The organism is Paraflavitalea soli, assembly GCF_003555545.1.
GTDB classification, from domain to species: domain Bacteria; phylum Bacteroidota; class Bacteroidia; order Chitinophagales; family Chitinophagaceae; genus Paraflavitalea; species Paraflavitalea soli.
This window is the reverse complement of sequence record NZ_CP032157.1, coordinates 7,929,855-7,942,306: the sequence shown is the minus strand read 5'-3', so window position 1 is coordinate 7,942,306 and position 12,452 is coordinate 7,929,855. Positions and strand designations below refer to the sequence as shown.

Here is a 12,452-nt window from a genome sequence, read left to right as displayed (position 1 = left end):
ATGACAAAATGGGGTATGCTCTGGCGACCTTTACTACTTACTTCACATTGGCCACTACCTTGGCGCCTACGCTTTTTGAGATGCGCATGATGCGGAAGATCTCGCCCCAATAAGCGGTGGTATCGGCATTGATGACGACCACGGGGGTATCTACATTGAGTTTGAATTTGGCGATCTCTGCTTTCAGCAGGGTATCGAACAGGATGGGATCGGCCTTTTTGGTGCCGATGAAGAACTGCTGGGTATTGTCGATGGAAACGGTAATATGCTGTTTGGCCTTGGTATCTTTTGTACCACGGGGGTTATTGACCTTTACAATATTGGGATTGGCAATGGTGGAAACGATGAGGAAGAAGAACAGGAGGATGAACAGGATGTCATTCAAGGCTCCTGCGTGCAGTTCGGGATGTGATCTTAACCTGTTTCTTAAGTTCATTCAAAAATATTTTACAAAAGGATTGCCGCTACAGGGCAAATGAAATCGTATTTGTTAATTTCTACTACAAAGCTTTAACCCCTAAAGGGGTAAAAAAACCTTTTGATCCGACGCTACAAAGCGGTAACCTCTACAGGGTTAAAATACCTTTTGCTACGATTGGCTTTTGATATCATTTCCTATCGTGTAGGCTCCTGCAGGATATCGATGAACTCGGCGCTGGCCACTTCCATCCTGTTCACGTTCTTATCGATCTGGGCATTGAGGAAGTTGTATCCTACATAAGCCAACAGACCAATGATCAAACCGCTGGCGGAAGTGATCATCTTGGTATAGATACCACCAGCAATCTGGGCGGGGGTAAAATCGCCGGAAGCATTGATGTTGTAAAACAACTGGAGCATACCGAAGATGGTACCCAAAAAACCAAACATGGGTGCAATACCATATACCAGAGACAGCATGGACAGGTTGCGTTCCATTTTATAGATCTCGAGCTTGCCCACATTCTCCATGCTTTTTTCAATGGCGTCGATGGGCTTGCCGATACGTTGTAATCCTTTATCGATCATCCGGGCTACGGGATTGGAGGTATTCTTGGCCAGGGAGCGGGCTGCGCTCACATTGCCGCTGAATACATTGTCGCGGATAATATTCATGAAATTGGGGTCGATATTACTGGCTTTGCGGATGGCGATGAGGCGCTCGAAGAAGAAAAACACGGCCAGCACCAACAAAAGAGCCAAAGGAATCATGAGGGGGCCACCATGGGCCAGCATTTCCATCACATTCATAGAAGGCGCAGAACCACTACTTTGCATCACTTGTTTCAGTGAATCAGCGACTGTGGCAGCCGGATTGGTAACCTGCAAAAAAAACCAATTCATCCAGTATTATTTTAGTGGTGTAAAAGTATCAAATGTGTGCCTAAAACGATTTTTACACTATTTATATTTCTTAAAACTTTGTTATATACGTAATGCGGGAAGATGAACTCTTCAGATCAGGGTGAGCCGCCCTTGAAGGGCGACCCACCCTTCAACAGGCTTCTTTAGACGGCTTCGACAAGCTCAGCCTGACATCCATGGGCAGATATTAGGTTCCTGCTTTCTTCATCATCATGGCCTGAATCTGTTTCATGGTGTGCTCCATGCCATCGGGGCTTCCATCGAGGAAGATGACATTGCCCTTTCCATATTCGGCAAAGTTCTTCACGGCTTCGGTCCACATGCTGAACAAGATCACATTGGTATCGAGGTTGGCCTGTTTCATCTGCTCGGCTGCATGGCTCATACCTTTGGCCACTTCTTCGCGGAACAAAGCCACACCCTGTCCGCGCAGTTGAGCTGCCTGACGCTCTGCTTCGGCAGCGATCTTGATGGCATTGCCTTCTGCTTCGGCAGATTTGGTTTTGGTGATGAGGAGTGCCTGGCCTTCGTTTTCGGCGGCCGCCTTCAGGTTGTTGGAAGCCACTACGCGGCTCATGGAATCCATGATGGCCTGATCGAAGGTGATATCGTTGATCTGGAGGTCCTGCAGGTGGTAACCCCAGGTTTCGAGGAGTTGATCGATCTGCTCTTTCACGTATTCCACCAGGTCCTTGCGCAGGGCGAGGATTTCGGCCTGGCGTTTGGTGGCCACAAAGGAACGGATAGTGCCTTCGATAGTGCGTGTGAGGGCCTGCATGAGGTCGCGCTCGCTGAGGAATTTAAAAGCTACTTTCTTGATAGTCTCTTCATCGGCATTCTGTACGGAATACAGGAGCATGCTTTTGAAATAGACATTGGCCTGATCGGCGGTCACTGCCTGGAACTCCATTTCCACGGAACGGTTCTGGATGCTGACGCGCTTGGCGATCTTTTCGAAGAAAGGGATCAGGAGGTTGAGACCGGGTCGTATGACGCGCTGGTACCTTCCGAACATGGTGACGACACCCACAAAACCCTGGTTAATGGTTTTGAGCCCGGCAAAGAGGATCAGTACGATAATGATTACCCACCAATAGGACTGGAGGAGTTCCATATGACAAAATTTTGCTGAAAGTAGTACTTTTTATTAATACGGGCGGCGAGGGGTTAATGGCGAGGGGTGAGTGGTTAAAGGGAATTGTAATAGGCTATTACTTTCCGGTAATCTTCGACATTGCGGCATTTCAGTCGTTTTTCGTCGATGAATGCGCTCACTTCGGCTTTCTTATCCTGCAGGAGGTTGATCATATCGTCTTTACCGGCACTGAGCTTTTGTATTTTGCCGTCGGGCAACAATACATGGCAGAACTCGCTGCGCTGAAAGGTGCGGGTGATGCTGGCCTCGTTGAAGCGGCGGTTGTCCTGGGAGGTGATCCTGATCTGCCTGAGTAAGGTACACTTCCCGGAGTCCAACACTTCGTAGATGATATTCTTAGGGGTATTCATGGGCTGGCCAAAGCTTTCGAGTACTTTGTCGGCCACCCCTTCTTTGCTCACAAATTGAATGAACCTGATCTTTTTGATGGGGATGGTAGCTACCATTTCCTTGCCATCATCGGCGAGGTAGAGGACCTCATTCTCGGCCAGGTTGATCTTCACCTGTACATTGGAATAGACCTTACCGGCAGTGGAGGTAATTTCGGCCACGCTGTATGCATCATGGTACCAGGGGCTGCCTTCTACATTGTATTCGGTCTTCAAATAGGCCGGCCTGCCATTGGCATCGCTCATGAAAGGATTGGACCCCAAGGTATTCAGCTGTGCTATTCCTTCGGTAAAAACGAACAGGAACAAAACAGGCATCGATAATTTTTTATACATAGTGCAGGGTTTATTATTCAGGTGTGGAGTTGCTGTCCTAAAATAAAAAAGATACCCCGGAAAAACAGATTCCGGGGTATCATTTTTTATTTAGCAGTTAATGGTCAGCCCGGTTAGTTACTGATCAACGGGTTGAGCCTTGTTTCATCGGATGAGATGGGCCAAATATAGGCGGCACTGGTGGACGGGACAGCGGATACGGTAAAGCCACCGCTGGTTTTGGTTGGGAAATCCAATCCCAGGCGGAGGATATCAATGCCGCGGCTACCTTCACCGAGGAGCTCGATGTTGCGCTCCTGGAGGATGGCGCTGATGAGATCGGCAGCGCTGGCAAAGCTGGCTACGGTGTAGGTAGTAGCTTTATCGGAGCGGTTGCGTACTGCATTGAGCAGTTCAACAGCTTTGGGATCTACTGCTGCATTGCCGCGGGCACTGGCTTCGGCCAGGTTGAGCAATACTTCTGAATAGCGGATCACGGGGGCCCAGTCGAGCCAGGGGGCTCCACCGTTGAACTTCTTCAGGTAAGATTTGCTGTTTGCTGCGGTATCGACCAGTTTGCGGCGGTCATCTGTTTTTGTCCATGTAGCATCGCCAATGACACCGGCAGGATTGAGGGAGAAAATGGCATTACCACCAGAGCTGGCGGGACGGTAGTAATGGCCCAGTTGGTTTTGGGTGCCGGGGGCATCGTTGTTGGTAAAGGGCATGGAGAAGATATTCTCCAGGTCGGTGCTGGCGCCGCTGAACAGGCTGGTAATGTTAGCCGCCAGTGCATGGGCTACGCCTGAAGGTGCTTTGAAAGGGGCGGTGGCAGACACGATCTTATTGGCTTCGGTGATCACTTTGGGATAATCTCTCATGCAGAGGTATACCCTTGTTTTCAGTGCGATGGCGGTATTGCGGTGTGCCCTGGTGGTACGTGCGGTGATGTCTGCTACGGTAGTGGCCAGGTTGGTCTCTGCAAAATCGAGATCGAGCAGTATCTGCTTATATACCTCGCCCACATTTACAGGTGCGAGTTCGTTGAAACCTGGTCCGTTGATGCCTTTTAGGCGAAGGGGAAGACCGCGTTTGCTGCCATTGCCATCCCAATAAGGGCGAGCATACAACTGGATGAGGCAAAAATAGCTGAGGGCTCTCAGGAATTTGGCTTCGCCGTTGAACTCGTTGGCTTTGGCGCCTGCTACGGTATTACCACCGGCTTCCATTCCATCGAGGAAGAGATTGGCCCTGTTGATGGTGGTATAAGCGGCCGCCCAGAGGTTGCGGCATTCATCGTCGCTGCTACCCAGGGAGAATTCCCAGGGGGCGCGTATGGTAACGCGGTTACCATCATCGGAAAGGAAGTTTTCGGGACGGGCATCATGGTAGAGGAAATACCTGCCGCCGAGCATTTGTCCGGATTTAATAGCGGAATAGATCCCTTTCACCTGGGCATCGATCCGGTCGAGTGTTTGAAAGGCGGTTTGATCAGACAGGGCGGTAGTAGAAGTGGGGTTTAAGGTACCTTTCTGGCAGGAAAACAACACCATCGTTAATCCTCCCACGATTGCCAGCTTAAACATATATTTTTTCATATTCTTCTTTTTAATACGTTGTTTGGAGATTAGAATCCTACGGTCAGGCCTACGGTCATTGTGATGGCGTTGCCTACGGAGTTGCGGTCAACACCCTGGTTTCCGTTGCCATTACCATTGGAAGATACTTCGGGATCGGGTCCTTTGTATTTGGTAATGATGCCGAGGTTTTGTCCGCTCACATAGAAGCGTGCATTGGCAATGCCCAGTTTCTGGGCTGCTTTGGCGGGCAAGCTGTAACCGAGGGCTACGTTACGCAATTTGATAAAATCACCTTTCTGTACATTCTCAGAGATGGGGTTGGCAGAGCCGTTGGACACGTTGTCGCCGTATACGACACGGGGAATATCGGTCACGTCGCCTGCTTTTTTCCAACGACGGAGAACGGCGGTTTCGCTGTTCCAGAAACGTTGGTCGCGGATGGATGCCTGTGTACCATTGTATACATAGAATCCGCCCTGGTAAGTGACGAGCACATTGAGGTCGAAATTCTTATAGTTAAAGTTGTTGTCGAAACCACCATAGAAGCGTGGGATGCTATTGTACATGGGCACCTGGTCTTTACCAGCGTCGATAGCCGGGGCGAGGGTACCATCGAGGTAAGTATACCGTGCTCCTACAGCAGCAGCGTGGTTGTATTGTACTTTTTCACCCTTTGCATTGACAAAGATGCGTTGTCCGGTAGCGGGGTTGACGCCTGCAGTAGGTATTACATACAGGTAGCTGATGGGATAGTTGGGCATCGTGATGTTGACTGTTTCCAATCCGGTAACTGATGTAATAAAAGGTACACCGGGGGCCAGGGTTGTTACTTTATTCTCGTTGTAAGTATAGTTGAATGAAGTGGTCCAGCGGAAATCCTTGGTGGAAACGGGAGAAGCATTCAATGTTACTTCTATTCCTTTGTTGTACATAGCGCCGATGTTGGTCAACGGATTGTTGGGCATACCGGTGGAGGGAGCCATGGGTACGTTGAGGAGCAGTCCGTCTACATCATTTTTATAATAGGCTACTTCACCGGTGATCAGGTCATTGAACAAACCGAAGGAGAAACCGATATCGGTTTTCTTACTGGTTTCCCAGGTAAGGTTGGGGTTACCGGCCTGTGAGAAAGCCAGGGTAGCGGCACCATTGTAATAGCCTGCGCTGTAGAATGAGTTGGAAGCGAAGTTGCCGATACCGGAGATGTTACCAGATGTACCATAGCTACCTCTCAGCTTGAAGGCATTTACGATGCGGCTGAGGGGACTGTTGGCGAAGAATTTCTCCTGGGCCAGGTCCCATCCTGCTGAGAAGCTGTAGAAGTTACCATACTCGAGGCCGTCTGCAAATGCAGAGTAACCGTCGCGGCGGAAACTACCGGAAAGGAAATATTTGCGGTCGTAGTCGTAGTTGAGGCGTGAGAATCCGCTCCAGAGATAGTTCTCTCCCAGTGCCAGGCCCGAGGTATTGTTGGTCAGCCAACCGCCCTGTATATTGTTATAAAAAGGATCGCTCAATTGGGTACGGCTAAGACCATACCCTTCATTGGTAGTACGCTGTTGTTCGGTACCTGCCAGCAGTGATACGGTGTGCTTGTCGAAGAAGGTATGGTCGTACTGGGCGGTAGTGGTCCACACCCAACGTTTGTTCTTTTGCAGGTTGCCAAAGCTAGAACCAGTGGGGAAACCATCGCCGATAAGGGCTGTATTAAAACCTCTATTGTCCACATTGAGGTAATCGATACCGTAGTTGGTGCGGAGGGTAACATCGGGAATGGGTTTCAACTGTACGTATACATTGCCCTGGATGTGATCGTTCTCAGCATTGGAATAGTTGTTGTCGATGATGGGAACGGGATTCCAGAAACCGATGGTCTCTTTGTTGTTCATAGGTCCGATGGCATTGCCATTGGTATTGTAAGAGCCATCGTTCTTGTAAGGGGAAATATTGGGAGGCAGGGTAAGGGCCAAACGGGCAAGGCCAGCTGATGCGAAAGCGGCGCCGGGCAATGAGCCTGAGTTGGCAGCTGCTTTATTGTACTCATTGGAGTAATTGGCATTCATACCGGCAGAGAGCACTTTGTTGACGCGGTGATCTACATTGAAACGAATATTCTTGCGGTTGAAAGAGTTCTTCAGGATCATACCCTGCTGATCGGTAAGGCCGGCAGAGAAATAGAAGGTGGTGGCATCGCTACCGCCGGAAATGCTTACGTTGTGGCTATGGGAGAAACCTGTGCGGTAGGCATAATCGTACCAATTGGTATTGATGTTTTGTCCATCGGGGCCAGGGGTGGGCAGGTAACGGGGTGCTGCGGGTGTTGCCAGGTTGGCCAGGCCTTCGTTCTTAATTTCCATGTATTGATCGGCATTCATCATATCCCAGAGGCGTGTAGGTTTTGTCCAACCTGCCCAGCCATCGTATACTACTTTGGCTTTGCCTCTTTTACCTTTCTTGGTAGTGATCAATACAACACCATTGGCGCCACGGCTACCATAAATAGCGGTAGCGGCAGCATCCTTGAGGATGTCCATGCTTTCGATATCGGCGGGGTTGATGCTGGCGAGTGCATTGGAAGCGGCCAGTGTACCACTTACGTCGCCGGTGAAGGTAGGCACTCCATCGACAACGATGAGGGGATAGGTGCTGAGGTTGATGGAGTTGGTACCACGGATGCGGAACACGGGCGGATTGTTGACCACTCCATTGGGTATGGTGATCTGCACACCGGCAGCGCGGCCACCCAAGGATGCGTCGAAGCTGGGCGCCGGTTTGTCGGCAATGGCAGAACCTTTGACGGTTACAATGTTGGCAGTTACAGAAGATTTCTTTTGTGTACCGTAACCCACTACCACTACTTCCTGCAATTCTTTATCTAAGGATTTAAGAGAAACATCGATGGTGGTCTTGTTGCCGATGGTAACTTCAGCAGCACTCAGACCAATAGAAGAAATAACGAGTACTTTGGCTGAAGCGGGAACGGTGATGGAAAAAGCTCCTTCACCATTGGTAGTTGCACCGGTATTACTACCCTTGATCATTACGGAGGCGTTGGGGATGGGGCCGCCTTTTTCATCTGTTACTTTACCGGTGATTACCCGGTTCTGGGCGAACAGCGAGCCTGTTAGCAGCAACATGCTGACTACAAACATCAGCGTTTTTCTCATGCTCATTACGTTTCGTATTTAGAAATGATTAAAAACTGGGTTGTGAAATATCTTGCTATGCCCCACTACCAGGCATAGGTTTCCTGCACACTGATCTTCGGTCAGCATTATACGTTATATATATTTCATGGCTTAAGCAACGCGGAACTACTCCCGCAAGTGAGGATACGTACACATTACCCATTGCTGGCATGTACCGGCAAGGCAATCATTTCTATTTGTATGTCATGGCTAAAACAGGAAACAATCCTGTGAAAAGAAGTACCGATCCTTACGGCTGGCTATATACCAGTTTGTAAGAACTTTCTTGCGTAATCATGGCTAATTTGAACCTGGAGGCTCCGACAGGGGGAGCGGTGTTACCTTGGATCTGGGAATCGATGTTGGATTCACTGGTTGGGAAACTGTAAATGATAGTAAAGAAGGAGTGTCCAGCCAGTTAATGTTGGTGTTTTTCTCATGTGCTGCTAGTTTTCAAAAAGTCGTTATCTAATTGTTAACCGTTCTATGACATCAAATCTAATTGTCATGCTGCACAAAAAAAATTTTTTGCTCCTATTATTATATATATAATTGTATTCCATATATCGGCTGAAGAATCATTTCATTACGACAGAATTCGTAAAAAGACGGGCGAATGAAGCCCTGTACCTTGTTATTATGCAGCAACACTATACATTGATCATTGTGGGAGGCGGCCCCATTGGGCTGGCCTGTGCGCTGGCTGCACAAAAAGCCGGATTGGATTACCTGGTACTTGAAAAGGGGTGTTTGACGAATTCTCTTTTTAATTATCCGCTGAACATGACCTTTTTCTCCACCTCGGAGCGGCTGGAGATCGGCGGGGTGCCTTTTGTATCAAATAATCCCAAACCCACCCGGCCGGAAGCGCTGGAGTATTACCGGCGGGTGACGGTGTCGAACCACCTCCGGATCCATCTGCAGGAAGAAGTAAAGGGGGTGGAACGGGAAGGGGACCAATACCGGGTGTATACCTCACAACGCTCGTATACGGCGGTCCACCTCGTTATTGCGACGGGCTTTTATGATATTCCCAATACGCTGGATATTCCCGGTGAGGAATTGCCCAAGGTGGTGCACTATTATAAGGAGGCGCATTTCTACGCGCTGCAAAAAGTGGTGGTGGTAGGGGCCAGCAATTCGTCGGTGGATGCGGCGCTGGAAACCTGGCGCAAAGGGGCTGCGGTAACGATGGTGGTGCGGAAAGAGAAAATAGGGGACCGGGTGAAATACTGGGTGAAGCCGGATATAGAGAACCGGATCAAAGAAGGCAGTATCAAAGCCTATTTTAATTCCACCCTGGTGGCGATCCGGGAAAAAGAAGTGGACATCCAGACACCGTATGGTATAGAGACGATCGAAAACGACTATGTGATATCGCTGACGGGTTACCAACCCAATTTTGATTTCCTGCGGCGGGTGGGCATCCGGCTATCGGATGATGCGCTGCTGCAACCCAGTTATAACCCGGATACGATGGAGACGAACCTGCCTAATGTATACCTGGCGGGGGTGGTATGCGGGGGCATGAATACGCATGTATGGTTTATTGAGAACTCAAGGGATCATGCGGATAAGATCGTGAAGGCGATAAAGAAAAAGGCGTGAATCGGCAGTCGGCAATCGGCAGTCGGCAATCTTTTGCTTGGATTCTTTTGCTTCGATAGCAGATTTCTCACTCCGCTTCGCTGCGTTCGAAATGACAAACAAGGTTGAAATGACAAAAAAGGTTGAATCGATAAACAAGGTCGAAATGAACAAAACAGGGAGGGTTTCTTCTTCATGGAGGGTTTCTTCTCCAATACTTACTGCTCTTTCCTGTACACATATACTTCCACTCTCCTGTTCTTTTGGCGGCCACGCGGAGTTTTATTGGATGCTACAGGCTTCGTGAAGGCAAAGCCGCGGACCGTGAACACGATCTTCTCCGGTGGTAATTTATCTTCTATGTACTCCTGCACGGCGGTTGCGCGGTTGAGTGAGAGCCGCTGGTTATAAGCCAATTTACCTACACTATCGGTATGTCCTTCAATGACCACAGAGTCGACGCGGAACCTGCTGAGCTGGTTGGAAAAACTATCGAGCAAGTGGTAACTTTTGGGAGATAGTTCATAGCTGGCAGTGGCGAAAAAGATATCGGGGATAATGAGGGTATCGATGCGTTGACGGGGAGGGATGAACCTGTTCCTCGTCTTCGGTAAAGGCATTATAGGGGGCGGATTTTTGCTGCGGGCATATACCTGCCTTTTGAGCATTTCGTGGTGCTGGTTCTCGTTGTATATATCAGTAGCCACGCTATCGGCCTGGGGACAAAGTTGCTCCTGCTTATCCAAGGGGATCAATGATACTTCATCTACATAGAAATAGTAATCGCGGTTGAAATCGGGGCTGCCCCGGAACTTGTACTCTTTCCTGTTGAAACTACCGATGGTCATAAAGCCTTCTTCGCCAGTGGCGGTATAGATGAGGCGTACTTTTTGCCAATAGTTGGGATCAGCTTCCAGGGTATCCAATGCATTGACAGCCCAAAGCTGAGGCTCCAGGAGTTTGAAGCTCCTTTTTTCATACAGGAAATCGCCCGGGCTAAAATATACGCCCACGCTATCGAGTATATCGTGGCGGGAGCGCAGGTAAAAAGTAAGCTGGTACTGATGGCCGGGCTGGAGGCCACAAAGCAGGCGGGTACGAATGAAATTGTGTACACCCTGGTAGACGGCACCCGCTGCCAGGCCTATAAAATGGGTACCCTCGTATGCTTTGCCGGGGGTATAATAGTAATAATTGGCCCACATGGAATTGGCCATCCAGGCTTCGGGGGCGCAATTGTGCTTGTATTCCACGCAAATGTTCTCCTCTTCAAAGCTGCCGTTGGCGAGTAAGTTTTGCGCGGGGGCATACATGCTTAGCAGGATACCTATAAATAGGAGGATTAAACCTCCCAGGGGTTGACGGGTTGAAAGGTGAACGGGTTGACGAGTTGAAAAGGTAAAAGGTTGACAAGTTGAAAGGTCAACTTGTTGAAAAGGGAGGAAGGGGATTAACTTTCTTAGGGAGCAACACGCTATAGGATCATTGATCAACATATTATGGGTTGACGAGTAAAATGGAGAAAAGGTTGGGGTGGAGTTGACAGGTTGGAAAGTTGACAGGTTGATAAGGCCTCACCTTGCCAACTTATCCACTCGTCAACCTGTTAACTTGTTAACCTATACATTTAACCAGCCTTTTCCTCCCAGATCATGGCCAGGTGTACGATGGTCTCAACGCTCTTCTGCATATCCTGTACGCTTACGTATTCGTGCTTGCCATGAAAGGCCATCTCACCGGTGAATAGATTGGGACAGGGCAAACCCATAAACGACAAACGGGAACCGTCGGTACCGCCGCGGGCGCTCATTTCGATGACGGGAACACCTGCACGCGCGATGGCCCCGATGGCATATTGGGATACCTGGGGATGGTTGTCGAGCACTTCTTTCATGTTGCGGTATTGTTCTTTCACCACAAAATCGGCCTTGGCGCCGGGGAATTTGCTGAGGGCCAATTCGAGCTCATCGCGCAGGGAGTTTTCATAAGCGGCCAATTTGTGGGTATAGAAATCGCGTATGATGAACTGGAGGGTTGCTTTTTCGGTCATGCCTTCGATGTGCACAGGGTGCACAAAACCGTAGCGGTCTTCGGTAGTTTCGGGAGACCAGGCATCTTTGGGCAGTTGGTCGAGGAAGTAAGCTGCCACTTTGATGGCATTCACCAATTTGTCTTTGGCATAACCGGGATGGGCGCTGATGCCATGGAAGGTAATGGTAACAGCATCGGCGGAGAAGGTCTCGGCCTCGAAAGAACCGCGCTCTCCTCCATCGAGGGTATAGGCAAAATCGGCGCCCAGCTTTTGGAGGTCTACTTTATCGACACCACGTCCTATTTCTTCATCGGGGGTAAACAATATTTTGATGGTCCCATGCTTTACTTCAGGATGGGAGACGAGGAAGTTTGCCATATCGATGATGACGGCCACACCTGCTTTGTCATCGGCGCCCAGCAAAGTAGTACCGGAAGCGGTGATGATGTCTTCGCCGATCTTCTTACGCAGGTAGGGATGGTCGGCAGGGGAAATAACCTGGGTGGGATCATCGGGTAATACGATATCGCCACCCTCATAATTAGTATGTACAATGGGTTTTACGCCGGCGCCTGTACAGTCGGGTGCGGTATCCATATGGGCACAGAAACAGATGACGGGTACCTGCTTGTCGGTATTGGCGGGAATGGTAGCGTATACATAACCGAACTCATCGAGGTGGGCATCTGGCACGCCTATCTGCAGGAGATCCTGCACGAGTAAACGACCCAGTGTTTTTTGCTTCTCGGTAGAAGGGAAGGTGGTAGACTGGGGATCGCTCTGGGTGTCTATCTGCACATAGCGTATAAAATTTTCCTGTACTGTAAAGGGATATTTATCGAACATGCCATTGTATTTTTG

At 49.4% G+C, this 12,452-nt stretch carries 9 protein-coding genes; 1 reads left to right on the top strand and 8 read right to left on the bottom strand.

Translation table 11 applies throughout. The features are described from left to right. Nucleotides 1-37: 37 nt before the first annotated feature. The 6 genes from D3H65_RS30555 to D3H65_RS30530 all read right to left on the bottom strand — a co-directional run bounded on the left by D3H65_RS30555 (nucleotide 38) and on the right by D3H65_RS30530 (nucleotide 7,951). The gene (locus D3H65_RS30555) at nucleotides 38-436 is read right to left on the bottom strand and encodes a biopolymer transporter ExbD (RefSeq protein ID WP_119053943.1); all 399 of its coding nucleotides are present in this window, start codon (nucleotides 434-436) and stop codon (nucleotides 38-40) included. 179 nt (nucleotides 437-615) lie between these two features. After that, nucleotides 616-1,323, bottom strand: a complete 708-nt coding sequence (locus D3H65_RS30550) for a MotA/TolQ/ExbB proton channel family protein (protein WP_119053942.1) — start codon at nucleotides 1,321-1,323, stop codon at nucleotides 616-618. Between the two features lie 208 nt (nucleotides 1,324-1,531). Further along, nucleotides 1,532-2,458 carry an SPFH domain-containing protein gene (locus tag D3H65_RS30545; RefSeq protein WP_119053941.1) on the bottom strand — a complete coding sequence of 309 codons (927 nt, stop codon included), beginning with the start codon at nucleotides 2,456-2,458 and terminating at the stop codon, nucleotides 1,532-1,534. 74 nt (nucleotides 2,459-2,532) lie between these two features. Further along, entirely contained in the window at nucleotides 2,533-3,225 is a 693-nt protein-coding gene (locus tag D3H65_RS30540) for a hypothetical protein (RefSeq protein WP_119053940.1), read from the bottom strand. 113 nt (nucleotides 3,226-3,338) lie between these two features. Further along, nucleotides 3,339-4,802 carry a RagB/SusD family nutrient uptake outer membrane protein gene (locus D3H65_RS30535; RefSeq protein ID WP_119053939.1) on the bottom strand — a complete coding sequence of 488 codons (1,464 nt, stop codon included), beginning with the start codon at nucleotides 4,800-4,802 and terminating at the stop codon, nucleotides 3,339-3,341. Nucleotides 4,803-4,831: 29 nt separating this feature from the next. Then, nucleotides 4,832-7,951, bottom strand: a complete 3,120-nt coding sequence (locus tag D3H65_RS30530) for a SusC/RagA family TonB-linked outer membrane protein (RefSeq protein ID WP_119054715.1) — start codon at nucleotides 7,949-7,951, stop codon at nucleotides 4,832-4,834. Nucleotides 7,952-8,611: 660 nt separating this feature from the next. On the opposite strand from D3H65_RS30530, the gene D3H65_RS30525 reads away from it, so the two are divergent. Beyond that, nucleotides 8,612-9,580 (top strand): YpdA family putative bacillithiol disulfide reductase, encoded by a 969-nt coding sequence (locus D3H65_RS30525; RefSeq protein WP_119054714.1) that lies wholly within the window; start codon nucleotides 8,612-8,614, stop codon nucleotides 9,578-9,580. 197 nt (nucleotides 9,581-9,777) lie between these two features. On the opposite strand, the gene D3H65_RS30520 is transcribed toward D3H65_RS30525, so the two are convergent. Both D3H65_RS30520 and pepT read right to left on the bottom strand, forming a co-directional pair. Then, nucleotides 9,778-10,872 carry an OmpA family protein gene (locus D3H65_RS30520; RefSeq protein ID WP_162915888.1) on the bottom strand — a complete coding sequence of 365 codons (1,095 nt, stop codon included), beginning with the start codon at nucleotides 10,870-10,872 and terminating at the stop codon, nucleotides 9,778-9,780. Nucleotides 10,873-11,186: 314 nt separating this feature from the next. Beyond that, entirely contained in the window at nucleotides 11,187-12,437 is a 1,251-nt protein-coding gene (gene pepT, locus D3H65_RS30515) for a peptidase T (RefSeq protein WP_119053937.1), read from the bottom strand. Nucleotides 12,438-12,452 lie beyond the last annotated feature (15 nt).

What these genes read in the sequence shown, in the direction of transcription:
- D3H65_RS30555 (WP_119053943.1), bottom strand. Translation starts at nt 436, where the DNA reads ATGAACTTAAGAAACAGGTTAAGATCACATCCCGAACTGCACGCAGGA.
- D3H65_RS30550 (WP_119053942.1), bottom strand. Translation starts at nt 1,323, where the DNA reads ATGAATTGGTTTTTTTTGCAGGTTACCAATCCGGCTGCCACAGTCGCT.
- D3H65_RS30545 (WP_119053941.1), bottom strand. Translation starts at nt 2,458, where the DNA reads ATGGAACTCCTCCAGTCCTATTGGTGGGTAATCATTATCGTACTGATC.
- D3H65_RS30540 (WP_119053940.1), bottom strand. Translation starts at nt 3,225, where the DNA reads ATGTATAAAAAATTATCGATGCCTGTTTTGTTCCTGTTCGTTTTTACC.
- D3H65_RS30535 (WP_119053939.1), bottom strand. Translation starts at nt 4,802, where the DNA reads ATGAAAAAATATATGTTTAAGCTGGCAATCGTGGGAGGATTAACGATG.
- D3H65_RS30530 (WP_119054715.1), bottom strand. Translation starts at nt 7,951, where the DNA reads ATGAGAAAAACGCTGATGTTTGTAGTCAGCATGTTGCTGCTAACAGGC.
- D3H65_RS30525 (WP_119054714.1), top strand. Translation starts at nt 8,612, where the DNA reads ATGCAGCAACACTATACATTGATCATTGTGGGAGGCGGCCCCATTGGG.
- D3H65_RS30520 (WP_162915888.1), bottom strand. Translation starts at nt 10,872, where the DNA reads ATGTATGCCCCCGCGCAAAACTTACTCGCCAACGGCAGCTTTGAAGAG.
- pepT (WP_119053937.1), bottom strand. Translation starts at nt 12,437, where the DNA reads ATGTTCGATAAATATCCCTTTACAGTACAGGAAAATTTTATACGCTAT.